Source organism: Pseudoalteromonas sp. XMcav2-N, assembly GCF_024124545.1.
Classification (GTDB): domain Bacteria; phylum Pseudomonadota; class Gammaproteobacteria; order Enterobacterales; family Alteromonadaceae; genus Pseudoalteromonas.
Genome location: NZ_JAMXSF010000003.1, coordinates 116,869 through 141,933 on the forward strand (window position 1 = coordinate 116,869; position 25,065 = coordinate 141,933).

Here is a 25,065-nt window from a genome sequence, read left to right on the forward strand (position 1 = left end):
AGATATACCATGCAACAAGATAGCTACCTTAAACATGGCGCCCTGACACTCAGTGTCTCGGTTATAATCGGCTTTATTGTGGATTATTTATTTAACCTCAGCCTGAGTCGCAACCTCAGTGCCCATGAATACGGCGATTATAAAGTCGCCTACGCGTATGCCACAATTTGCGGTGTGTTAGTGCTTTTGGGAGGTGATCGCGTCGCCCCTAAGTTTCTGGCTAAGCCGCTTGCTGACAATGCAACCAGTCAGGTAGGCGGGTTTGTCTTGTTTTTCATAAAAATTGCAGCCGGGCTCTCTTTGCTCCTTTTTATCTTTACTTATTTAAGTGGCTATTGGCACTTAGGTAGCTGGTCATTGGAGGAGCATCATGCATTACTGTGGATATCTGCTGCCATACCACTAATTGCCACCGGTGCAATCTTGAGCCGTGTATTGCAAAGCGCAAAGATGCTGGTTTATGCCAACCTGCCCTGGCGGATTGGCTTGCCGCTTGGAAAAACAATAGCCGTCGTTGCACTGGCCGCTTTACTGGAACAAGTTCACCTTTGGCAGGTAATTGCCGCGGGTATTGGGCTGTTACTTATTATAACCTCTTGGCAATTAGGGATTTTACGTAAGCAAAACCTACTGTCTTTCGCTCCTTTAACGCCCGTCAATAATGGTACAAAACTCCTTATGACGTCCGTTCCCATGATGCTCGCAATGTTAGTTACAATTGCTATTTCTCAATTAGACCTTTACATGCTGGAGCTTCTGGCTTTGGAACATGAGGTGGGTCACTATGCCGGCGCAGTGACGACTGCTCATGTGCTTCCGGTCGCTCAGGTTAGCATCATTGCTTTATTCGTCCCCTTGCTCGGCCAGGCCTTAGAAAAAGGCGAAGAGCATGCCGAGTTCGTGCTTTGGCAAGCTCAACGCGTGTTGGTTGTAATTGTTGTAATACTTTCAATTGTATTGATGATATCTGGCTCTCATCTATTAAAATTGTTTGGTGAGGACTTTTTCACAGCGACAGGGGCACTGAGATATTTGATCCTGGGTTCCTGCTTTTGGGCTGTTACTGCTTTTATCTCAACCTGGCTTCAATATACAGGAAAAGGGAAATATGTCGTTGTAATTGGGCTTTTAACATTAGTTACTGACGCGATATTGAATTGGCTACTCATTCCAACTCATGGTATTACTGGCGCGGCGATCTCCACCTGTGCGGCATTATTCCTCGCATCTCTGCTAACCTGGGTAACTTTCTTAACATTCAGAAAGCCGCATCACTCCACAGGAAATGTACCAAGGACGCGATCAGAAAGCCGTTAACCTCCTTAATAATAACTTGTTAAAATAATTGACACATTCAATACCCTTTTGTAATTTAGGAGCCGTGCTAGTTTGCACCATCATAAAAATAAGAATAATAAGGAAAATTATGAAGCAACGAGTAAAACAAAGTGGCTTGTTTGTCCTGATGTTGTGCCTGGGTTTAAGTTTGGGGATAGCGCTTAAACATGCATATACCAAATTGTCTTTTCATTCCGAAAAAGTTACGCAAAGTGCGAAGGTGACTTACTTGCTACAACCAGAATCGCATCTGTCACCTCCCTTTAACCAGAGCATCGGTTTTCAAACAAATTTGCGTTTATCTTGAACTAGATAAAGCGCTCTAGTAAATTACTTACAAAGCGTCCGGAAAAACTGCTATCACAGCTTTGTCCGGCCGCGCCCTCTTCCCATTACTTTATACGAATACCTGATATGTAGACGCACTTTCATTGTTGCGCTATCTTAAAAAGTATTACAGGGTATGCTCAACAACGGGAGATAATTTGCGATACACCTTATTCGTACTTCTCTGCATTTTGTATATCATGCCAGCAACTGCAATACCTCAGTTCACCTCCAGGTCTTCCGCTGACATTCTAAGAGAAGCCGAGGATTACATCATTGTTGAACCCTCTCATTCTTATCGCCTGCTCAGGCAAGTTGCGACAATCACCAATCTCTCTCCATCGCAACAGATCCGCTGGCATTTAATCAAGGTACGATCAGCAATAGCGACAAATAATTTTGATGATATAGAAGCAGAACTCATTGCGCTGTTGAAGCTTCAGCATCAAGATTACTTCCAAAAACGCCTTGCAAGCATAATAAGTGCAATGGGTATAGCTTTGAGGCGCCTGGGTTACTTTCACCAGGCCAAGTCTTTTTATACCTGCGCTCTCGGACTTGATGTGCCCGACAAGAAGCGAATGGCCCTGCTGATTAATCTGGCTGTGCTTTCGCGCCATATGAATGACTATCCATTAGCTAAACAATCCTATCAGGAGGCGCGAGACATAGCGCTTAGGCTCCATCATGAACGTGCACTAGCAAACGTAAACAACAACCTTGGCACCTTAGCATTGGACGAAGGCGATATAGAATTAGCAGAGAAATATTATCGGCAGGCGCTAATCGGCTACCAGTCCAGCGATAAGCGCAGCGGAAACATTACCGCCGGCACTAATCTATTATTCATTTTCGCAATCCAGGGCCACACTCTCAACTTCCAGCGCCTGATAAGTCCAATTTCAGCTTTAATAGACGCTTACCCTGACGAATCAAAAAAAGCCCTGTTGCAGTGGTTAGTCAACGCCAATGAAACAAACTTGGGCAACTCCCTGCCTCAAACGACAAAAGACGAGTTAGTATTAGCATTTGACCGCCTGGAAAGCGTCAAGCTGCAATTTTTAATCAAGCACTATCTTGCGCCCAAAGTACAAGTAAATGTGACCCCAAGTACAAACCCTGCCCAGCTCACTAAGCCCGCTCCAGCTTGGTTAAAGGCTCGCAAGTTTTGTATCAAGCCCTGAGCATCTCTATTTTATTCGTCGAAATCCTGAGTTTCCAGATAAAGTGCGTTGACAAACTTATAGGGCACCGGAACTTGCCCGGTCAGAGGTAACCTTGCACCACCATGTATTAAGGCTGGTAATGCATTTTGATGGTGACACTTCACCTGAACCAATTGGTCAAAACTGGGTAAATGACCAATTCTATGAATAAGTAAACAGTGTCCCCGAGTAACGGGTCTGACATAGAAGTACCCATTTTTTACTGGTGTCACAGGCTCATCTAAAATAACTTTACCCACCTCAAGTGTTACATTTTTTCCTGCTAGCTTTCCATCACGCTCAAAATGACCCTGATACACACTTCCAGACAGAGCAGGGATGTCTCCAAGGCGCAATTTGTTTAGCTCAAAGGCTCTGGGCACAAACGTGACCAAAACTTGAGACTTAAAAAGCCTCTCAAAAATAGGGGCCAGCGCTGGTGTAGGTTTGACCTCAAATACAAATTGTCTGGCATGCATTCCCCGGGGCATAGGCAAATGTGAGGCGATTACCTTACTGTCTACTTGCATTATTACCAAACCATGAACACCGAATGTACTGTGCTCCTGATGTGCCAGTACAATTGGGCTTAGAAACAACAACACCAACCATCTAATCATTAAATACTCCAAAAATAGGGCAACGTAGTTACGCAATCTAAGGTATATTTAATTCCATATCATCAACTATTGACGTATATAAATTCCAATATGGAAATATTAGAACTAAAAAGATTTGTTGCGATAGCAAATTTACAGAGTCTACAGTTGGCTGCAATTGACTTAAATACAACACCCAGTGCGCTCTCAAAGTCATTAAAAAAGCTAGAGTCATCATTAGGTGTATTGTTATTCGACCGAGTTGGTAAGCAGCTTGTCTTAAACAAAAATGGCGCTCGTTTACTTCCTGAAGCGATAAAAATTCTTGATATCACACGCAGTACACAAATTGCACTGGCGCCCACAAACACAGTCTTCACATGTCGAGTGTCAGCGCCAGCAATCCTTCAGTATCGCTGGATCAGCCTTTTCGGTGCCGCAGCCTCCGGGATCCTAATTGAGTATGAGTCTGACTTCGAAATGGAGGCACTCAATAAGGTCAAACAGGGCCTGGTAGATGTAGCACTGACAACCAGCCTGGTCCGGCCCCACCTGAATGAAGAGCTCGAAGCTATGCCAATTGGAGAGTTAACCCTCGAACTGGCCGTTGGGAAAACTCATCCGCTTGCATGCAAGCATAGCGTAACCCCCTTAGAGTTATCGAGTTACCCCTTCGCGGTGCCTAATACGTCACCGTTTTGTGGTGAATTTCGCGGGTCAAGTTGTGATGGCTGGTATGATGATACGATGAACAGACAAATCAAATGGATAGTCAATGATTACGCTGCGTTATGCGAGCTGGTCAAAAACGGGCTTGCAATCGCTTACCTGCCCGATTACATGCTTTCAGCCTGGCAGCTACGTAAATTAACGCGTCAATGTGATAAAAAAAATCATACTGAGCAAGTATTCGCTATATATCGACGGAATGTACCATCTTGGATAAAATCTTTGGTTGAAGAAATACATTTAGATAGTGGTAAGTAGGTGTATTGGTCTATCAATGCGCTTCTACAACTGAATATACGAAACCATGGATACATCAGCTTTTACAACTTTTTACTTGATACTCGAGAACAATACTGTTATTTTTCAATGGCTTTGTATCTATAAAAGGAAATTAAAAATGAAAATCAAGTTAAAAGCAAAAAAAATGAAACAACTTTCAAAGTCATCACAGTCACTTAATGCGGCGGTAACACCTCAGGTAGCAGGCGGAACCGCAAATTGTGCGTCAGATGGTATCACTTGTGGCTCACAGTTTTGCTATTCTCGCGAAGCTTACACTGTATGTAGCGACCTGCTGCACTAATAGCTCAACGAATACGAGTTAAAATAAAAAGCCAGCGTTATGCTGGCTTTTATAGTTACGAAGACCGCCAAGGTAAAATCTGGCTATCATTCAGCACACAATAAACTTTAAGCTGTAATTATCTGACATAGATATAGGTAACCTGGCTATGTGCGTAGCCATTAACGTTTGTCTGCTTGTACATAGCGCTATTAAAGTTGTAGATATTTGCGTAGTTAAGCATAGTGTAATCTTGGCCACCACCAGAGCAGCCTGAAGATTCGTGCCAGAATAAACGGAATCTCGCTTCACCAGTTCGATCTGAATTTTGGCCGAGCGTATCTTGAAGAGGAATACAGTTTGCTGTATTTAACACGCTGATATCTGCAATGGCGTAATTATTAATAGCCGGCATCACCATGTACATTTCCTGCATGCTATTTTTATAATTTACCCACTGGGCGTCTGTCAGGTGGTAGTTTGCATCGAAACTTGTGATATTTTGTGTTTCTTCAAACCATCCATCCAACATGGTGTTACTATTTGCATAATCGTAACCGACCACTCGGCGTAAACCGACCAGTGTCCAGCCTCCGCCATGCTCATCCATATTACAATAAGTGGTAAACTCTGGCATTGCGCCATTACCGTCCTGATCCAGGACATAAAAGCCAGTTGGAGTCTGCGGCTCATTCTGTAACAACTCGTTACAGCTTGTATAGTAAGGGCTGGGTAAAACAACGGCATCTTTATTTGCACGAATACTCACTGTATCAGCGCCATGAGAAGTGATGTCATGGGCAAACAAGTGACCGTCAATGGTGAGTACGTTAACGATTTCTTCAATATGTGTCAGTTCCGTGTCTTTGGACTGCTCTTCCAATAATTTCAGCTCGTGCTGCTTAAACACCCTACCAGTATGGTCAACGACAACCTGATCTACGCTGTACTCTTCGCCTGAATCAAGCCTTCCTTCTTTATTTGGGGCGTAGATAGCCAAATACGCAACAGTCTGTTGAGTAGTGCCGCGACCCGAAACTGGTAACTCTTGATATTGTACATAGGCACTAAAACCAAGCTGATTGACGTTACTCGCACGAGTAACATAAGAGGACTGGTTAGCGTCGCTCTGACCACTCAGAAATAAATAAGGCATCTGTGGCATTTGCTGTGCAAAACGAAACTCTTTATCTGCCGTATCAAGCACAATACTCCCCACTTCCCACACTGAGCCGTCGGCCATTTCATGTCGACCTTTCTCTAAAGTGAGAGTAGACACCGTTTCTCCTTGGTGGGTACCATCCTGATAATCCCACTCAGCAAATCGTACTGACACAGACCCATCACCATTATCTGTCACCATCACGTTGCCAGGCTCAGCATCATTTAAGCTTGCTACACCAGTAATCAGCACCTGTTGTGCAGTTTTTGCTATCGCTAAACTCTGGTCAGTCACTGTGTGTTCGCCAAGGTTAAATGCCCGTGCAGAAGCACCAGCCAGGATACAGCACGTAAGAAGCGTTTTATTAAACATGTAAAAATCCTTTGCATGTAATAATCAAGTGAAATATTCTTCCCTTATGGGAGTTTTTTGTTAAAGATGCACTATTGGCTAAATTTAAGCATATATTATCCACTAAAACCTTGACTTAATTCAATCCTATTTCATTTACCCAAAGTTAAATAATAAGCATTTATTACTATATAGAATAGGCAATACATACTCATTAATAAACAACAGAACGGTCATATAATATTGCTCGTGCTCGAAAAATAAAAAAGCCAGCATAAAGCTGGCTTTTTTATTTTATTTAACTCGATTCACTATGCTGATTTAGCTCGCTGTGCATCTTTCTTTGCTTGTTTCTGCTCTTTGCGGGCACGTAACGTTTCCTGCGCCTCATGACCAATGTGTCCTTCGCCGCGCTGTTTCGCTAACTCAATTTGCTTTTGACGCTCAGCAAAGCGGGCTTTTTGCTCTTCAGTCACGTTTTCATAACAGTGGTGGCAAGAAACACCTTCCATATATTCCGGACGTTGCATTTCTTCTTCGGTGATCGGCATGCGACATGCGTGACACTGATCGTAAGAGCCCTTGTTTAGATCGTGATCCACTGCAACACGGTTATCAAAGACAAAACACTCGCCTTCCCACATTGTTTCCTCTTTTGGCACATCTTCCAAATACTTAAGAATACCGCCTTCCAGATGATATACTTCTTCGAAACCCTGCTCTTTCATGTACGCCGTTGATTTTTCACAACGAATACCACCAGTACAGAACATAGCTACTTTCTTATGTTTTGCAGGATCCAGGTTTTTCTCTGCCCAAGCCGGGAACTCACGGAAAGTTTTTGTATTAGGGTCAATGGCGTTTTTGAATGTGCCAATCTCGATTTCATAATCGTTACGGGTATCAACCAGTACCACGTCAGGGTCAGAAATCAGTGCATTCCAGTCCTGCGGCTTAACATAAGTACCAACCACTTCTTTAGGATCGATACCCTGAACACCCATGGTGACGATTTCTTTTTTCAGCTTTACCTTAGTGCGATAAAACGGGCAGGTTTCGTCGTATGACTCTTTATATACAATGTTGTCAAGACCAGGCTGTTTGTCCAGCCACGCCAGTAAAGCGTCAATGCCTTCACGTTTGCCAGCGACCGTGCCGTTTATACCTTCTTCTGCAAGCAATAAAGTACCGCGCACTTCATTGGCCTCCATCACATCCAGTAAAGGCTGACGGATCGCTTGATAATTTGGCAAGGACACAAACTTGTACATTGCACATACAACAAAATGGTTATTCATAACTTTCTCTTCGATAAGCTTTAAAACAGCCTACACTTAAGCACGACGTGTAAGCACATAACCGGATCGTAAATCCGGCGCCAGGCGCGATATTTTACGGATTTTAGGGATAATTGCAAAACCGTTTGTCAGCGACCAAAGCAGAACTGACACAAAGCGCAGTAAAGTTATGGTGGTAGGTAGACTTAGTTTGTTATAATACTGCGTTTTAGAAAATAATTACTGGAGAAAAGTACCTTGAGATTTTCCGAACTGGGTCTTGACCTGCGCTTTGAAAAACAATTAGAACACCAGGGGATCACAACCCCAACCGAGATCCAGGCTCAGGCCATTCCCACTGCCCTTGCCGGGCACGATACCTTTGCACAATCAAAGACAGGTTCAGGAAAAACTCTGGCTTTTCTGCTGCCCGCTGTTCAGCGCGTGATGAAACAAAAAGCGCTCAGTAAACGCGACCCTCGTGTACTCATCGTAGCACCAACTCGTGAGCTGGCCACGCAGGTGTTTAACCAATGTCGCCTATTAATTGCCGGTACTGCCATGTCTTGCACTAAAGTGCTAGGTGGTGAGAACTTTAATGATCAGGTCAAAGCCCTGCGTAAAGATCCTCACTTTGTGATCGGCACGCCCGGTCGTATTACTGACCATATAGAACAGCGCAGCTTACAACTTCATGGCCTTGAATTACTAATTTTTGATGAAGCCGACCGTATGCTGGACTTAGGCTTTGAAAAACAACTTTCGACCATTAACCAGGCAGCCGATCACCGACTTCGTCAGACTTTATTATTTTCAGCAACGCTTGAGCATGCTCAAATTGAAATCACCTCCAGAGATCTGCTCAAATCACCCAAGCGAATTCTGCTCAGCGGCAGTAACGAGAAACATGATGATATTCGTCAGGCGATGTATTTTGCCGACCACCTGGATCACAAAGAGGCGCTGTTAAAGCACTTCGTACAACAGGATAACGTTAAGCAATGCATTATTTTCACGGCAACGCGTCAGGACACGACTCGGTTCAGTGAAATGCTTAATGAACTTGGCATCAAAGCTGTTGCACTGGCAGGCGATCTGGCACAAAGTAAACGTCTTGATATCATGGACGCATTTAGCCGTGGTCTGTATAAGGTGTTAGTTACTACAGACGTTGCTTCTCGTGGCCTAGATCTGCTTAACGTATCACACGTGATCAATTTCGACTTACCAAAGCAGGCTGAAGAATACGTGCATCGAATTGGTCGTACAGGCCGCGCCGGCTTTAAAGGAGACGCGATTTCTTTTGTCGGTCCTAAAGACTGGAAAAGCTATGAGGCAATTGCAGCTTATCTGAAAGAATCAGTTCAGTTTCAGGCAGTCGAGGGGCTGGAAGCTAAATTTAAAGGGTTTAAGCCAAAAACGACCAAACCGAAGCAAAATGCAAAGCCTCAATTAGCAAACACAAAAGCCAAAGCAAAACGCGCCCCCAAACGAAAACCGCAACAACCTAAAAAGGCCGTTCCGGCACCGTTTGATGTCGACGGACACGCACCACTAAGAAGAAAACCTAAAAAGCCAACCGAGGAATAAATATGCTAGGTACTACTCAGTTTTTAATGATCGAAGAGATCTGTGCCGAAGGCGCTTACCTGGATGGCAAGGAACATGGCGACGTTTTCCTGCCGCTTAAAGAGCTGCCCGACCATCTGGAAGCAGGTGACAACGTTGAAGTATTTGTCTTTAGTGATAATCAAGGCCACCCCTGTGCAACCACGCAGAAGCCTCTCGCTCAATTAGGTCAGTTTGCCCTGCTACGTGCAAAACAAATTAATAAAGTAGGTGCATTCTTGGATCTCGGGATCAGTAAAGATGTATTGGCCCCCTATAACGAGCAGAAGCCAAAAATGCGCGAGGGATTCAGTTACCTGGTGAAGCTTTACCTCGACAATGCCAGCAAGCGTTTATGCGCCTCAAGTAACCTTGGGAAATTTCTTAACAAAACGCCTGCTCAGTACAAAAAATTTGAGCAAGTCGATCTGATTGTCGCAGCAAAGACTGACCTGGGATATAAGGTTATTGTTAATGAACAACATTTTGGTATGGTGTTTTTTAATACCGTGTTTAAGCGTATGTACATCGGCCAGCGCATGACAGGTTATGTTAAACAGGTCCATGAAGACGATAAGATAGATATCTTACTTGAAAAACCTGGCATGGATAAGATCTCAGAACTGGGCGAGCAGATCCTTAAAAAGTTGGAAGAAAACAATGGCTTTTTACCACTGGGTGACAAATCAGATCCTGAATTGATCAAAAAATCCTTCTCCACCAGCAAAGCCAATTTTAAAAAGGCCATTGGTGGTTTGTTCAAACAAGAAAAGATACAGATTGAAGCAAAATCAATTTCGCTTTTAACAACCAAAAAGAAAACTTAAGCTTTAGCCTTACCGCAAGCTTGAGTTATCCCTGATATGCAAACGCGCTTGTCATTTGGATACAAGTGCGTTTGACTTACTGATGTGCGCGTTTTCGGCTTTTTGACTAACCAATTTCAAACGATGTTACGCCAAACGTTTTGTCTATGCCAATATCAGGCCCCCTTTGCGTATACATTCGTGCCGTATCAAACACCGGCGTCATGTTGAGTTTTTCCGCGAGTCCAGTCGCCGATGAATTACATGCAGGCACATCCAAATATACAGCACAATCACTCCCAACTTTTGAGCTCAATGTACCAATTAAAGCCTCAGCCTGCTGTGCATTTTGGGCAAACAAGGGGCCTATTTTATAGCCCTCCCGGCACTGTCTGATAACCCCGACTCCCTGCAATTCTCCTCCAATCAGCAAACCAATAGATATTGCATTGCTCTGTGCCTGCCAGGCATGCCAAAACCTGGTTCTCTGTACCGGAAAAAACGGCTCAAGAAATCGCTCTATTGTTTTGTGTGGTAACGCGTTCAGATCTGTCATTTCTGTCGTACCTCGAACGGCCAGCATCTGACTGCTAGCCTGATAGCGACGATTGGAATAAGCCAAAGTAAAGCCTGACTTCTTGTAGTTCTCCTGCTGCTCAACTACACCATCCAGACCAATGTTACACCCCGCCAGCCTGGTCATAGCTGCCTGCCAGATTTTCAAACCAAAACCCTGTCCTCTATATTCAGGTTTTACTATGTAAAATCCGATAAACCCGAATGTATCATCATATTTGACCGCAGAGATGACTGCGATTGGTTCATCATCTACAGTACCAATGAGAAACCCTTCAGGATCGGCTTGGTAGTAGCATTGCGCATCTTCCAGCCCCGGATTCCAGCCTTCCTGTGCAGCCCAGTCAACCGCGAGATCAACTTCGGCACGAGTCATAGTGCGGATTGTATAGGTGTTACTCATAAATTAGCTCCTTGATGTGAACCCACATCTGACTTTCTTATATACCTGCACTATAACTGGCGTAGCAGGAAAAGAAAGTCCGATTAGCTGGGCGTGTACTCGGCCCTTGCACCATGTTTACATGCCCTTCCTTTTGCAGGCCTCTGTAATCAGCGTGTTTATCATGTTTTTTTTATCTTGGCTATTTTCGATGACTGGGATGGCCCATGAACAGCCCGAAAGTTCAAAGTGAATTTTCCAGTTCTGCCAGGTTAACAGCTCCTCCAGTGTGTAACTTTGTCCACCCCCGGTGTCTGCGATCCCTCCTCCTATTGACTGGCTGATAGCAAAGAGCTTTTCACTGAAAGGCGCTATAGACACAGAAAAAACATGATGGGTAGGGTGACGATCCGTCGGTGCTTGATTTCTGCGGCAAAGCCCGAGCCACTGTCTTGCTAACAATTCAGGTTCTATTCGCTTTGAATTAAGAAACAGATAGTCCGCATCCAGCTCACCGCCAAATTCTAAGGATACTTTTTCTGGCGTAAACGTAAATCTCTTGGCGTTACCGGGATGGGCAAGCGCTTGCCAGCCAAAAGCCTTCCTGGGGATACTTAAACAAAGCAAGCGATACTCATTATCTGGAAATTGTATAATCAACTCCCCTGATTCATTGGGTGTTATACTCACAATGCGTTTGGTTATCGTTCTCGAAGCAACAGACAGGGTCGTAAGTTCATTGTTTGGCTTTGGCTGAGACTGTCTGGAAAACCCCTTTTCCATGACTAATAAGATGACTAACCCTGCCATAGCGATAACAAATGCGACTAGCAAATTTTCTCCTTATTAGACTCCACTGGCAGCACCCCAGCCCAATCTGGCCATTGCCGGTGCGCGAGATAATCCGAGCTACTTATACCGCTCAGGAAACATTTTTCTTATTATGATGCCTGACCATAGATTTGCGTCGATTTCTCTGTGCCTGATTGAGCGGCGCCTTACAACATCCAAAATATCCATAACAAGCGCAGAAAAAGCCCCTGGGTCTTTGGAAAACTCTGCCTGAGCTTTTTCACAGTCGCTATATACAGACAGAAATAATGGATTGTGCTCTAGTTCTCTTGCAAGACTCTCATCATAGTCAAGCATGATAGCTGGCTTGTTGCTCTCGCACTTGGGTGTCTGAACATTGTCTTCAGATTTATGTCGCAGAGCTCGCTTCTTAAAATATGAGACCACAAAGCAGACTGTAAATGCACAGAACATAACCAACATATAGACTTGTATATAGCTCACAACTCGTCCTTAGTACTGCACAAAAGCTTTAACCATGACAATGAAGAGCGAGAACAGTACCATTTAGCTTCGCAATCATCAATCACTGACAATTTACTTGTGAGCGATATGTCACGGCCAATTATTATAAATAAAAGCTACCCAGCCTCGAACGTGGTTAGTAACTGTAATCAACTGTAATACAGCAAATGGCTAACCTTGACTATGGTTTAGCGCGACGAGCGGTAGAATACAAATCAAAGAGGAATTGAGATGAGCCAACAAATCCCAACCAGTCAAACCAAAGTTGATCCGGCATGGCGTAAACGTAAATGGTCTGACGTTCAGATCAGTGGTACTTGGTTAGCAACCCAGACCTGTAACAAAACCACTGATTTCATTACTCAGGGTGACACACCTGGCAACGTCGGAATTTGTTTTTCCGGTGGCGGTTCCATTGCCATGATTGCAGCACTCGGTCAGATGCGAGCACTCAACGATATGGGTGTACTCGGTCAGGCGCGGGCAATTTCAACGGTATCTGGTGGTAGCTGGGCAGTTGTACCTTTTACTTATCTGCCGGATCACATCGACGATGCAACTTTTCTCGGCCCTTTTGTGGAAGATCCTTCCACGCTGACATTGAGTACTTTAGATTACGCACCATCGGGCTATCTCGGCACAACCGTCACTCTGGATGGCATTAAGTGGGATAACATGGCGTATTCGGCTGGAAAGTTATTTGTTAACCCATACTTTCCAAATAACCGGATCTGGAATTATCAAATAGCAAAGAACATTCTGGAACCATCGGGATTGTCTTCCACTCATTTCGACGGACTTATGACGCCAGTCATCGAAACCGCATGGTTTGCATATAGTCGGGAAGACGCGGCGCACATAAAAGCACAGAACCCGGGGTTACCTGACACAGTGCACACATATCAGCAAAGTGAGGGGCGTATAAAACGACCGTTCCATTTGTGCAATACAGCCGCATTTATTACGCCTAATACAAACCCGCAAACCGGTGATATGCTGGCGCCCGTCCAGTGCACCGCTATCGCAACAGGCATCTTTGCTGACGACTTAGGAACTGTGGAAACGACGGCTACTGATTTACAACAGGTTGGTGGCGGTTTAGTGTCAAGTTATTGTTTTGACACTCAACTCACCTCCTCGGCTAAGTCCAACATCAATGCCAAACTGCCCCTGAATAATGATAATCAGGTCTCAGCGTTTTCGCTGGCTGATGTTACCGCCAATAGCAGCGCGTTTTTTGCAACGGCCATTCAAGGAATGGATGGCATAGATCCTAAATATAATTACTGGTCAGCGGCAGATGTTGCTGAGGAAAAGCCGGGTGTGGCTGCACGCTTTGCGGATGGCGGTGGCATTGAAGACAATGGTATCGCTAATCTACTTGCTTTTGACGACATTGATCAGGTGCTGTCGTTCTCAAACGCCCTGCAAAGTGTTTACCGTGACCCGGATAACTCAGACAACAGCTGGAATATTGTGGTTGATATGTGGTTACCCACTTTGTTTGGATATACCCCTTACCAGCACACAGGCAATAAAGCAGGGTTGTCGATTGGGTATCATCAATATGCAAATCTCACTGAAGCTCAGTTGCAGGGGCAAAGCATTCGTTACTTCAGACACAACCAGATATTTGACTCAGCACTTTTCCTGCCTTTTTTACAACAGCTATGGGACAGCATGGAAAACTACACCAGACCTGCCGTTTATTTCAACGACGCCATTGAGGTGATGGCAAATAGCTGGTTCAACATTAAACCTCGCACCATTAAATGGCTGCTGATCCACTATGGTCCGAATAAAACATTTGAAGCAACGCTAAAACCGGATGTGAGAGCCAAATTAGATTCATACACAGCGCACTTTTCGGACGTACGGAAAAAGCATCCAAAACTCTACCCACCCACACCTTTAGCTAATCAATTCCCCAATATGGTTTTATTTGCAACTCATATGGAAGCGCCCTTAATGAACCTGTTTGCTCACTTCACCAGCTATGCGACAAACACGGAGCGTGAACGGATCCAGACCATGTTTAAATAGCCCTGAGACTTTTTGGCGGCCGACAGGCCGCTTTGTTTTATGCAGCTACTGAGTTTAAGGCGTGCTTCTTACAATGCTCTTAGCCTTAAAGCCAGCATATACACACCAAAATAAACCAACCAGAATAGTAAAAAAGGTATAAATGCGAAGGCAAGTGTTCCCACCAGGAGCCTTGATGGCTCAGCTGTGAAAAGACTTATCACGCTTAATATCATTGCAATGATTGCAGGTGCAGGAAAAGAAAACGGGAACACCCAAATAAATGCCGGGCTAAAAAAACAAGCTAACAGGCCACTTCGCAACGCTATTTTTTTCTTTAAGCTGAGATTTTCGGACTTGCTATAGCCAAATGAGACAATCAGGCCAGCAATAATCACATAGACTAAAGGCAGAAGTATCAGCATCCACATACAGACTCATCCCTATCGTTTATCTGAATCAAATTTGAAGGTGACATCAAAACACCGGTGAGCGTAACCTTACTCATGGTCCTCAACCCACTCCCTGTGTTGTTCCATGAAGTATTCCCAGTACTCTGTTTCTCCCGAAATCGTTTGTAATTGACGCTCAATAATAGCGAGCTCTCTGGGGTCTGTAATTGTATTCTCGTCGGGGCTCACTTGAGCAAAGCTCTGCTTACTGAGTTTGTTTAGATACAAAAGCGACTCCAAGAAAGAATTCAATGAAGTTGAAACTTGCTCTGGGATCCATTCGCCCTCGCCATGCATAGCAGTATAAACCGGCATCATAGGATCACTTGTATCAACGAAAAACGGGTCGCCCAATTCACTGTCAGTAGCTATGACAACCCAGCTTTGATACCAACTTCCCTCTTCTGTCCCTGTTAAATCTGAGCCATCAGGGTGAATGCTAAAGCCTATTTGTAGCCTGGCCAAAGTTGACTCATCGGCTACGCTAATGCCGGATGCACCAAAGAACGCCTCACTTATAGCGTGAGAAGTTATTGCTGTACTTATTTTCGTTATTGAACGGTCCACTTAAGAGTGCCCTCTTGTTTCGATTAAACTTCTATTCGACAAAATCCTTGATAACCACGTGAAGAAAATAATCCCAACCATATCAGCAATATAGTCATGCATATCTAACGTTCTTGTTGGTATAAGATACTGACTTAATTCTTCCACTGTGACAAAAACGAACACAGCAGCGGGAACAACAAGCTAACACTGTGGCTCAAACAGCTCAAGTGCCAACTTTGCGCCTTTTAACATAAACTCTCACTATACATACATCAAAGTAGCTATTGGAAAGCTTTATCAAATGAACGATTAATAATATATCCCCCCAAAGAGAAAACATGGTTTTTGCGTTTTAAACTAATCAAGCACCTCCACAGATAACTGTTCTGCTGGCCCAGCCACCGAGGCTTCTCACAAGATAACCACCTCTAAGTACTTCGAAATAACGGGTAATCAGCTACGTTTAATGTGTAATACCCGGTAATGGTAACTTCTTAAAATTGCTCTAGAGTTAAGGTGACCGTCTCGATATTGAAAGGAATTTGTTATGCCCCCCCTCAAGCTTTCTCTGCTCAGTGCTGCACTCACGACCTTGCTTGCATGCTCTACTGAGCCTTCAGGTTCAGCGGCTGACTCTGACAATACAGCCAGCCAGGATCCCTTGTTTTGTCCTGCAAATATTAACTGGGTAACGAACCCCAATAACCCACCAAACGACATTCCGGGTGGTGGGCAGAATCTGTGTCAGTTTTATCAGTTTTCCTGGCAATGGTTTATCTCTTTAATCAACGCGCCAAATGGCAAGGACCGGACTTTCTTAAATGAAGACCGCTATGCCATCTATCTCGGTAGCGATCAGGACTCTTGTGCGCCCAATACACTGGAATCCAAACTGTTTGTCCGAGGAGATAAAGATCCACACACCACCAGTGAAGATTTCACAGCGCCCCATGAGATGAATCAGGCACTGAATAACGCCGTATTGTATGACCAAAATGGGAATATCGTACTTTACGAGACTCGTTTTGATCGGGATATGTGCAATGTTGCCCGAGGCTCTGCAACTTTACCTGCAGGTACTACTGAGATTAAAACTTCGTGGCGTAAAATCACCGAAAAAGACATGCTAAACTATGTGTGGGTTCGCTCGGACACCAACAATGATGGCAAAATCGATGCCGATGAGTTGTACGGCATGGTGGGTTTTCACCTGGTGATTAGCACCAAAGATCACCCTGAGTTTATCTGGGCGACCTTTGAGCATAAATACAATGCACCCGATTGCCAAAAAACAAATCAGCCAACCTCTGACTGGAGTTTTGCCAGTGAGCAATGTGCAGCTGGCCTGCCAAATCCGGATGCAAATTGTGCGTTTAACAAGACGATCGACCCTACTAAGACTGGCGCTTCTCCTTTGACAGGTACACCGACGGAAGTCTGTCAGGTTTATGCTCAGGGTACGGCCGAGGGAGACAACCAGGCAGAGCATAACCGGGCTAATATCATTTCTCTTAACGAGCAGTTAAACAAAGTATTTAAGCGTATGCCAACCTATAACTCTTTACGAGTACTGGCCAAGTACGAACTGGTTGGCGGGCTGTGGTTAAATGATGTGAGTCAACCTTCTAAGAATCGCGACAACCAGCGTGGGTCCATACAATTGGCAAACACGACGATGGAAACCAATGCACAACAAGGGTTTGCTGAGGTTGTCTATACAGGCCCGAACAATCTGCAACCAGCAGCAAACTGTTTTAATTGTCATGGCTATTCTGGTCCAACTGAGAATGCGAAAGTAAGTCATATCTTTAGTTCTATTCATGGTTCAAGTAATTAGCTTGTCTATACCGGTGATAACTCGCGCGACTGGGTTATCATCTGCTCCATGCTCTCCTTTTCTCAGAAATTAGTTTAACCTTATTTTTTGTCCGTGTTTAATCACCGCTTTTACGTCTAGAATAGAGCTAATCTCCGTAACATCCGATGAGGAAAAACCATGATTGAACAAGGACACGCCTTGCCCCAAACCACTTTGAGCGAACTGACTGCTGATGGCATGGTCACGCACCAGAGTGATACCCTGTTTGCAGACAAAAAAGTCGTTGTGTTTGCCGTACCTGGCGCTTTTACCCCTACCTGCTCTGCAGCTCACTTACCAGGTTACGTTGCCCTGGCGGACAAAATCAAAGCCAAAGGAGTCGATGCCATAGTCTGTGTTTCAGTGAATGACGCCTTTGTAATGAACGCCTGGGGTGACGCGCACAATGCAAGCGAAATTATGATGCTAGGTGACGGTGATGCCAGCTTTACCAAAGCGCTTGGTCTGGATATGGATACAGACGGCTTCGGTGGGATCCGCTCTCAACGCTACGCTATGATTGTTGATAACGGGGTTGTCACCACTTTACTGGTTGAAGCACCAAAGACATTTGAAGTCAGTAAAGCAGAAGTGATCCTGGAAAAACTATAAGCTTCGTTAACTCAGGGAGCGTCAGCTCCCTTCCATTCGATGGTAGATGTGTTTTATGCCATAAACTCGTAATTGCTGCTGTTTTGTACTTGAAGCCTTGTAAAAAGCGAGAGCAATAGAAATTGGCAAACAAGTATAAATTGATTGGAGAAATACCGTGACAATCAAAATAGAACAAGGATGGGATCGAAAGTATAGTCACTCGATTGCCCGGCTTTACGACCAGGCTTTCGGAAACAAATTTGCCAACGCAATCCCCTGTCGGGCAAAGCGACTTGCAGTCTTGGAAAGCTGTTTCATACCAGAATACTCGTTCGTTGCACTGAAAAACGATGAACTGGTAGGGATTGCAGGTTTTAGTGAAGTCAGTGGTTCATTAACAGCAGGCCTTGATACAAACGGACTGTTCGAGCATTTAGGGATATTGGGCGGCATACGTGCCTGTTTGTTGTTTAGCCTGTATGAACGTGAGCCACGACAGAATGAAATGATTATGGACGGTATAGCCGTGCAAGAATCCTGTCGTGGGCTGGGCGTAGGCTCCAGGTTATTGGACAGCATTATCTCTCATGCTCGGACACACGGCTACGCATCAGTGCGGTTGGATGTAATTGATAGTAATGCCAGAGCAAAAAAACTTTATGCGCGTAAAGGGTTTGTTACCACGAAAACAGAGCACTTTCCTTATTTGCACTGGTTGCTCGGCTTTTCAGGTTCAACAACCATGCTGTTGAACCTGTAATTTTATGAGTGTCGATCAAACACCTCAATAAAGGTCGGTGCAGAACTATTTGAAGCTGATGCCTTTACAAACCAACAATCTCTCTAAGCGCCGCGACATGACCAAGATAAGCCGCTTCACCTAACTCAGTCAAAGACAGCCAGGTGCGGGGGCGAGATAAGCTTGCTCGCTTTGCCACTGAGATGTAATTAGCCTGCTCAAGCGCTTTGATGTGTTTAGATAGCACGGAATCACTGACTTCAAGCTGTGCTTTAACCACAGAAAACTCAAGCTCTGAAACGGGGTGAAGTAACGCACAGATCTGTAGCCGATTGTGGGCATGAATAAGCGAGTCAAAACAGGCTTTACTCATTGCCAGAATCCTTTGTCAGCCATTCTCCCGCCGGCAGCTTGTAAAAAGCAAAGCTGCTAAACAGGAAAATCATCGCACCTGCGACATAAGCGGACTGCCAGATCCCCTGTTTGGTCAGATAGAATGCGAGCAATACAATAAAGGCACTCGATAATGCCAGAGAAACAGTAGTTAGCGTTTTTCTTGATACACCTTTCAGGGTTTTTGCTTTTACACCTGACACCCGCAGATAATGAGACCAGCCCAATGCCAATGCAATTACACTCAGTGCTGCGCCTATCGCTAGCAAAGTCCAGAAACTACTTTGACTTGCCTGAGCGCTTGCCGTTGTAGCCAATGCAGCAAGCAGACTAATAAGTACGTTTAACCAAACTGGCGGCCTTAAAAGCAGATTGACCTGACGTTTGGCAGCATTCGCCGTAATAAGAGACGCACGTGCTGCCTCTGCCCCGATATTAGAATCTTTGTTCATAGTCATTCCTTTACTTTCCATGGTGGAAACTAAAGATTAGCAGTGACTTTCCATTGTGGCAAGTAATTAATATGAAAGCGCCCAGGCACAAAGCTATGCAGTATTATACTGCTTCCAAATGGCTTAAGGTTGCTTATAGGTTCTTATAGACAACGAGTAACCCGCTCATAGTGAACCTGGCAGATTATGTATTGTCCGGAGCAGTCAGCAGAGCTGGAAGCTTGACCAGAGATCAAGATAGGGACATTAATTTGGTGTCCAGTGGATACCCAGGACAGGAACACCTTGGAGCCCACATCAACAACCGCCCCAGCGGCAACAACGAGCCAATTAGTTTTCACCGATAAGTGATAACAACTGCTCACCAGCCATTATCGCATTGCTCTCGCCACCAAATACATTGTCAGTTTCTTTTTCGACAAACACATCGTTAAGCCAGCTGTTAATATCTTTATTAAACATCAGCAAAAACTCGATTGGAAAGTTGGAGTCCGCAGCCTGAGACTCAAGACGATCAGCCACTTCATCTATCATCAGTGCCCCATCGTTGAACTCAATACAAAAGTACAAGGTGTTGGCCAGTTCTTTGTAGAGTCTTGCAACATTTTTAAACCGAGCTTCAGAATAACCGTTCAGCTCTATTAAACCTGTTTCTGATTCAAGCTCGTTCAGAGCCCCAACAATGGACTCAACATCATCCTCTTCAATTGGGCTGTCGGTCCAGAACGCTTCAGCAGTCATAGCTTGTTTGTTCAGGCGCTGATCAGCACCATTATCTGAATCTTCATCTAGATCAAAAAACAGTTCATCGAAGCTGTTTTCATCTGGCTCCTGATACGGGAACGCTTCCTGAAAAAGCTCGACGTTGTCTTTGAGGTGCAATCGGCCGTTGAGTAGCTTGGCACTTCTTTTCAAAGCACTCAGGACAGAATCAGCCCCTTTACCAAAGCGACTGCCCTGGCGAGCCGATTCCTGATAAAACTGCTTAAACACGTCCGTCGATTCTCTGATCTGCCGAACCAGGCGGCGCATGTTAGTGAGATCTTTTTGCAGGGAAATGTAATGTGTCACCTCCCCCGCTTCATTTGTTATCGCTGAGATATTCCACTCAACCGGATACATAGAGCCGTCTTTTCTGTAATTGACCGAAGAACCGTAAAAATAGCCGTTTTTTTCCAGTGCAGGGCTTAACCTGGCCAGTACTCTGCGGTTGCTCTTGGGCCCTTGTAATATGGCAGTTGACTGGCCAACTAACTCGGCAAGCTCGTAGCCGGTATGACGACAAAATACTCTGTTAGCATACACAATACGGTACCCCTCATCACGATTAGCGTCAGTGACGACTATGGCGTGCTGCGAGCGCATTAACACTTGTTTGAGTAGTTCAATTGGAGAGGAGTTTTCCAATAACTGGCCGAAAAATAAGGTTTCTTCCATGGAAGGATCATTGGTATTCATTGGCAGCTCAACTCGTATTCGACAATAACAGTACCTAGCTAGCCTGACGGCAGTAAGTGGCGTACGCATGTCTGTTTGCGTGAGTTTAACTATAGTGCAAATTACCGAATACCATAATTTTTTGCTCTGAAACACTGACAGCTTGAGTGGGATAGCCCCAGCACTAACCTGCCGTGCTATCCCTTTGCTTATCAGTCACTACGTTTTGCAAAACTAAATGACTGTTCAGCCTCAAGCTTGCCACTTTGGTCATGTGGCGTCGTGTAAAAAGACACATTCAGTTTGTTCAGATTGTTATCCAGCTCAATATGGGCAAAGCCCCAGATGAAACTTTTAGACCATACCAGATCGTATTCTGCATAGCGCTTCTCCTGCTGCTGTGCAAACGGTGTGTGTGTTCCGCGCATTTTTGCCGCAGCTCCACTGATAATCAAGGGCAGCTTAGGTTTAGAGTTACCTGGTATTACACGACTGCAATCGTCCGTTAGCAGCTCCAGATCATGTTCATGCCCTGCGATATAGGCATCAGCATACTGACAGAGTTCAGGCAAAATGAGTCTTCTCAGTACGTGACCCTCGTCATATTTGGAACCACCGATTGACCACAGAATATGATGCCCGTACACCAGCTTCCACTTAGCCTTTGAGTGCTTTAATCCTTCCGCCAGCCAGGCAAGCTGCCGATGATCTTCGCCGTTGACTGGTAACTCATGACGTTCGATATCTTCAACCTCTGCCTGACCGGATGCGAGGGCGCTGGCTAAGCCCTGCTCACTGCCATCGGGGCGAAGCGGCACCTCGTAATAGTGCTGACCTGAGAGCAACATATTGGTATCCAGTACAAATAGCTCTACATCGTTGCCAGGTTCACCTATGGTGTAGCTGTAGTAGCCTTTGGGCGACATATAAAAATTTGGTTGTTTTGCCATCCATTCTGTTTGAAGCTTCACGCCTTTTCGTGACGTTTTCCAGTCATGGTTGCCCAATGCGGAATATACGACCAGATCCGGTTGCTGCTCAAATAACGGACGCAGCGGTTTTAGGATCAGGTCGTTCATGCGCTGTTGATCATCTTTGCCATCGTTGGCACCGGCACCATCCGGATATATGTTGTCGCCCAACTGAATAGCAAAGTCGCATTTTTTCTGCTGGCATAAACTAGCCATCGCTTTACCAGTTGCAAGTGCACCAGTTTGCTCAGTGGCGATGTCTGTGCCCGGATAAACGTAAACCGGCGCGTGATTGAACTCATCAACCGGTCGATGCTCCGCTATCCAGTCTGCCCGCTCAGCAGCAATAAATTGTGCTTTGTTCTTTGGCTTATGGATGTGTTTTAACTTGGGGTAGTCAGGGTGGTAGCCGCCATCACCAAACGCCAGGAAGGACACCGAATTATCTGACTGGGCTGCAAAAGAGGCCAGAACAGACACACTCAGGCAGGAAACAATAAAGCGCTTTAAAGTCATAAGTAGCACACAGTGCCGGGTTTCCCCGGCACGCTCCGCTAAACAGGTTAGAAAGAAGTGTATGTAAAGCCGAGCTCGAAAGAGCGGCCATATTGCTCATACTGGAAGTTGTACTTTTGCTCGCCATGATAAATGTACAGCGGTTCATCGGTCAGGTTAATGGCATTGAAGTACACCTGCATTTGCTCAGTGAAATAGTATTTAACACTTAAGTCCAGCTGCATATGGTCGTCCTGATATACACGGGCATCGTTTTCTGTGCTCAGGTAAGCTTTACTTTTGTAGTTACCGCTCAGACGCGCACTCACGGAGTCATCTTCATATCCCACCATCAGGTTCGCCACGGTATCTGACTGGCGGGTCAGCTTGTCATCGGCGTCAATTAAGGTGGTATTGGCAGAAAGCATCAACCCATTTTTAAAGTTTTTGCTGTAAGCAAGCTCAATACCTGTCAGATCTGCCTCGCCACCATTAACGTACTGCATAACTTTCTTATAACCAGCCCATTGGGCCTGATCTTGCACTTCCTGTTCAGTAATGAAGTTATCGATTTGCTTGTAGAACAAACCCGCTGACATAACCCCAATGCTGCCTGTGTAGTATTCAACAGACAAATCTAAGTTGTGAGACTCGTAAGGGTCCAGATCGGGGTTGCCTACCTCCCCCTCTCGCTCAGTCACGACCTGTCCGTCGTCTTCATCCGTTTCGCTTTCCAGTAGCTGATAAGCAGCAGCTTCCTCAAACCCCGGGCGGGCAATCGTTTGCGTATAAGCAAATCGGGAAATCACATTGTCTGCCAGCTCATAACGCAGAGTCAGGTTTGGCATCAGGTGATCATATGATTTATCTACTTCCCAGGAACTGATATTGACCTGTTCACTGTCGGTTAGCTTGTCATTTTCAAGTGCAACCCGATAGCCACGGGTAGTGTAGTCGGTGTCCTCATATCGGACACCCGTGATCAAATTAAGTTTACCAAAATCTATGTTAATCATGGTATATAACGCACTGACCGTTTCTTCAGAGCGATAGCTACGTCCTTTAGACTCTATACTGGTTTCCTGGTCATTACGCTCGAAGGCACTTTTGTTATTTGCAAAATAGCTCTGCAGTGCCTGCTCTGACATACCCGGACCAAAGTCACCCAGGTTATATTCAGGTGCGACAGTCTTGAACTGCTCTGCCGTCACATCATCAAATCCGCCGTCATAGACGACCGCGTTGACTGAGTTGAATTTTTCACGGTCGCGATATTTAACTCCAAATTTAAGCTCTGCATTATGACCTGAAATCACTAAATCTTTTGTCAGGTCCAGCTTAAAACTGGTCGCTTCGTCTTCACTCAGGTTATTTTCATGAACGATTTCATCCAGTTCGAAGCCATTTAATTGATGAGCGCCTTCACTGCGAGACAAAGTAGGCGTATCACCCAGGCTGACATACCCCAGTGTCAGGTCCTCAGCCGCAAATGCCATATCTAAACGGTCAGGCTCCTGCTCATCTGACTTTGAGTACACCAGGCTGTACTCTATAAACCAATCGCTGACCAAATGCTCACCACCGGCCACCACAGACAAGATGCTTTGCTCTTCATACCTGTCTTTGCTGTCCCGATCCATTTCGGCACCACTGAAGTAGGCCATAGTATCGTCAGATTGATCGCTCAGATACTCGCCTTTGTCGAACTTGTATTCGTTACGCAGACGGAATTCGTTATCCGAGAATTCACTGTACATGGTTCTCAGGTAATACTTATTGAACAGACCCTGGTGCAGATCCAGATTCAGTGCAGCCCCCAGACGTTCACGCGTGATGGTATACAGACGCTGCTCAATTTCCTCAGCACCAAAAAATGCCACTTCCTCACCTGTATTGGCATCGTCCATTTCCAGTTCCATCCAGCCACCATCGGTTTCCATATTATGCGAGCCAAACTTGCGCTCGAACCAGGAGACCGCGGTTGCAACACCCAGCTGTGTCTGGCTGCTGATCTCATAGATATCACTGTAACTTGCCGACAATTTAGGGCTGCTCTTCTCGACCTGCTCATTGTAGGCCCCCTGCACCGTAAAGCTATAGCTTTCCCCTTCGCGGTCAAACGCACTTAAGCTTTTCACTTCAATACTGCCACCAATCGCATTCGCATCCATATCAGGCGTGACTGTCTTGCTCACTTCCAGACTCTGAATAATTTCGCTCGGAAGTACGTCCATGGCTACACTGCGTACACCGCCTTCCGGTGAAGGTACAGCAGCCCCATTGATGGTGACGTTGTTCAGGTTGGGGTCAATGCCCCGGATCCCAACAAAACGCCCTTCCCCCTGATCTCGCTCAATAAATAGACCCGGTAAACGTTGCAGCGCTTCTGCTGCATTCTGATCAGGTAATTGACCTATGCTATCTGCACTGACAATAGATTTAATACCATCGGCATTTTTCTGTCTGTTCAGGGCTCCGGCCTGCCCTGCACGCTGCCCTTTGACAATAATGTTATCCATTTCGCCCTGATAGGCACTCAGCACAACTCGTGTCTGAGTAACCTCACTGTCTTTAATTACGACTTGCTGAGTGACAGATTGCGCGCCAATGTAGCGAACTTCCAGCGTGTAAGTCCCGGCAGGCAGGTTGATGAATCTAAACTCACCATTTCGCTCAGAGCTCACTTCACGGCCCAATTCCTTGATGATGACCTTTGCCCCCTCAAAACGCGCCTTATTTTGCGCATCAGTCAATTCGCCCTGCAATGTATTCGCTGAGACAGAGGTACTCAGCAGGCCCAGTGCAATGGCAACGCCAGCACAGATTTTCGATATACCAGTCGGTAGAGTGTTCTTCATGTTTTT

22 protein-coding genes are annotated in these 25,065 nt (G+C 45.3%); 10 read left to right on the forward strand and 12 right to left on the reverse strand.

All coding sequences use genetic code 11. The features are described 5' to 3' along the window. The first annotated feature begins 9 nt into the window (after positions 1 to 9). Both NH568_RS05165 and NH568_RS05170 read left to right on the forward strand, forming a co-directional pair. Positions 10 to 1,317 (forward strand): polysaccharide biosynthesis C-terminal domain-containing protein, encoded by a 1,308-nt coding sequence (locus tag NH568_RS05165; RefSeq protein ID WP_253045132.1) that lies wholly within the window; start codon positions 10 to 12, stop codon positions 1,315 to 1,317. Positions 1,318 to 1,823: 506 nt separating this feature from the next. Then, the gene (locus NH568_RS05170; protein WP_253045136.1) at positions 1,824 to 2,849 is read left to right on the forward strand and encodes a tetratricopeptide repeat protein; all 1,026 of its coding nucleotides are present in this window, start codon (positions 1,824 to 1,826) and stop codon (positions 2,847 to 2,849) included. 11 nt (positions 2,850 to 2,860) lie between these two features. Here the strand turns inward: NH568_RS05170 and NH568_RS05175 are convergent, their stop codons facing one another. Continuing rightward, positions 2,861 to 3,490, reverse strand: coding sequence for a hypothetical protein (locus tag NH568_RS05175; RefSeq protein ID WP_253045140.1), 630 nt, complete (start codon positions 3,488 to 3,490; stop codon positions 2,861 to 2,863). Between the two features lie 90 nt (positions 3,491 to 3,580). Here NH568_RS05175 and NH568_RS05180 point away from each other — a divergent pair, with 90 nt between their 5' ends. Together NH568_RS05180 and NH568_RS05185 are read left to right on the forward strand one after the other, a co-directional pair. Next, entirely contained in the window at positions 3,581 to 4,456 is an 876-nt protein-coding gene (locus NH568_RS05180; protein WP_290444127.1) for a LysR family transcriptional regulator, read from the forward strand. 139 nt (positions 4,457 to 4,595) lie between these two features. After that, complete coding sequence (locus tag NH568_RS05185) at positions 4,596 to 4,781, forward strand: hypothetical protein (RefSeq protein ID WP_253045144.1); 186 nt, start codon at positions 4,596 to 4,598, stop codon at positions 4,779 to 4,781. A gap of 118 nt (positions 4,782 to 4,899) precedes the next feature. On the opposite strand, the gene NH568_RS05190 is transcribed toward NH568_RS05185, so the two are convergent. Continuing rightward, the gene (locus tag NH568_RS05190) at positions 4,900 to 6,294 is read right to left on the reverse strand and encodes a fibrinogen-like YCDxxxxGGGW domain-containing protein (RefSeq protein ID WP_253045146.1); all 1,395 of its coding nucleotides are present in this window, start codon (positions 6,292 to 6,294) and stop codon (positions 4,900 to 4,902) included. 290 nt (positions 6,295 to 6,584) lie between these two features. Next, a complete protein-coding gene (locus NH568_RS05195) occupies positions 6,585 to 7,571 on the reverse strand; it encodes a rhodanese-related sulfurtransferase (RefSeq protein WP_253045148.1) in 987 nt (328 codons plus the stop codon). Positions 7,572 to 7,808: 237 nt separating this feature from the next. Between NH568_RS05195 and NH568_RS05200 the strand changes: the two genes are divergently transcribed. Together NH568_RS05200 and NH568_RS05205 are read left to right on the forward strand one after the other, a co-directional pair. Next, a complete protein-coding gene (locus NH568_RS05200) occupies positions 7,809 to 9,140 on the forward strand; it encodes a DEAD/DEAH box helicase (protein WP_138545502.1) in 1,332 nt (443 codons plus the stop codon). A gap of 2 nt (positions 9,141 to 9,142) precedes the next feature. Then, positions 9,143 to 9,985, forward strand: coding sequence for a S1-like domain-containing RNA-binding protein (locus tag NH568_RS05205; RefSeq protein WP_138545501.1), 843 nt, complete (start codon positions 9,143 to 9,145; stop codon positions 9,983 to 9,985). Between the two features lie 106 nt (positions 9,986 to 10,091). Here NH568_RS05205 and NH568_RS05210 read toward each other — a convergent pair whose 3' ends face one another. Next, entirely contained in the window at positions 10,092 to 10,943 is an 852-nt protein-coding gene (locus tag NH568_RS05210) for a GNAT family N-acetyltransferase (protein ID WP_253045150.1), read from the reverse strand. A 117-nt stretch (positions 10,944 to 11,060) separates the two neighbouring features. Next, positions 11,061 to 11,756, reverse strand: a complete 696-nt coding sequence (locus tag NH568_RS05215) for a hypothetical protein (RefSeq protein ID WP_253045152.1) — start codon at positions 11,754 to 11,756, stop codon at positions 11,061 to 11,063. 714 nt (positions 11,757 to 12,470) lie between these two features. On the opposite strand from NH568_RS05215, the gene NH568_RS05220 reads away from it, so the two are divergent. Next, positions 12,471 to 14,282: a hypothetical protein gene (locus NH568_RS05220; RefSeq protein WP_253045154.1), complete on the forward strand. Its 1,812-nt coding sequence runs from the start codon at positions 12,471 to 12,473 to the stop codon at positions 14,280 to 14,282. A gap of 68 nt (positions 14,283 to 14,350) precedes the next feature. Here NH568_RS05220 and NH568_RS05225 read toward each other — a convergent pair whose 3' ends face one another. Both NH568_RS05225 and NH568_RS05230 read right to left on the reverse strand, forming a co-directional pair. Then, complete coding sequence (locus NH568_RS05225; protein WP_253045157.1) at positions 14,351 to 14,692, reverse strand: hypothetical protein; 342 nt, start codon at positions 14,690 to 14,692, stop codon at positions 14,351 to 14,353. Positions 14,693 to 14,761: 69 nt separating this feature from the next. Then, the gene (locus tag NH568_RS05230; protein WP_253045161.1) at positions 14,762 to 15,280 is read right to left on the reverse strand and encodes a hypothetical protein; all 519 of its coding nucleotides are present in this window, start codon (positions 15,278 to 15,280) and stop codon (positions 14,762 to 14,764) included. A 529-nt stretch (positions 15,281 to 15,809) separates the two neighbouring features. Between NH568_RS05230 and NH568_RS05235 the strand changes: the two genes are divergently transcribed. From NH568_RS05235 to NH568_RS05245, 3 genes are all read left to right on the forward strand, one after another. Then, positions 15,810 to 17,099 carry a hypothetical protein gene (locus NH568_RS05235; RefSeq protein WP_253045165.1) on the forward strand — a complete coding sequence of 430 codons (1,290 nt, stop codon included), beginning with the start codon at positions 15,810 to 15,812 and terminating at the stop codon, positions 17,097 to 17,099. A gap of 159 nt (positions 17,100 to 17,258) precedes the next feature. Next, on the forward strand, positions 17,259 to 17,732 hold the full coding sequence (locus NH568_RS05240) for a peroxiredoxin (RefSeq protein ID WP_253045169.1): 474 nt from the start codon (positions 17,259 to 17,261) through the stop codon (positions 17,730 to 17,732). Positions 17,733 to 17,889: 157 nt separating this feature from the next. Further along, positions 17,890 to 18,474 (forward strand): GNAT family N-acetyltransferase, encoded by a 585-nt coding sequence (locus tag NH568_RS05245; RefSeq protein WP_253045171.1) that lies wholly within the window; start codon positions 17,890 to 17,892, stop codon positions 18,472 to 18,474. Between the two features lie 64 nt (positions 18,475 to 18,538). Here the strand turns inward: NH568_RS05245 and NH568_RS05250 are convergent, their stop codons facing one another. The 5 genes from NH568_RS05250 to NH568_RS05270 form a co-directional block, all read right to left on the reverse strand. Continuing rightward, positions 18,539 to 18,826 carry a transcriptional regulator gene (locus NH568_RS05250; RefSeq protein ID WP_253045173.1) on the reverse strand — a complete coding sequence of 96 codons (288 nt, stop codon included), beginning with the start codon at positions 18,824 to 18,826 and terminating at the stop codon, positions 18,539 to 18,541. After that, positions 18,819 to 19,298, reverse strand: coding sequence for a hypothetical protein (locus NH568_RS05255; RefSeq protein ID WP_253045175.1), 480 nt, complete (start codon positions 19,296 to 19,298; stop codon positions 18,819 to 18,821). The genes NH568_RS05250 and NH568_RS05255 overlap by 8 nt, the downstream gene beginning before the upstream one ends. 330 nt (positions 19,299 to 19,628) lie before the next feature. Next, positions 19,629 to 20,756 carry a PAS domain S-box protein gene (locus tag NH568_RS05260; RefSeq protein WP_253045178.1) on the reverse strand — a complete coding sequence of 376 codons (1,128 nt, stop codon included), beginning with the start codon at positions 20,754 to 20,756 and terminating at the stop codon, positions 19,629 to 19,631. A gap of 191 nt (positions 20,757 to 20,947) precedes the next feature. Further along, on the reverse strand, positions 20,948 to 22,222 hold the full coding sequence (locus tag NH568_RS05265; protein WP_253045180.1) for a metallophosphoesterase: 1,275 nt from the start codon (positions 22,220 to 22,222) through the stop codon (positions 20,948 to 20,950). A gap of 47 nt (positions 22,223 to 22,269) precedes the next feature. Further along, positions 22,270 to 25,059 (reverse strand): TonB-dependent receptor, encoded by a 2,790-nt coding sequence (locus tag NH568_RS05270; protein ID WP_253045185.1) that lies wholly within the window; start codon positions 25,057 to 25,059, stop codon positions 22,270 to 22,272. Positions 25,060 to 25,065: the final 6 nt, after the last annotated feature.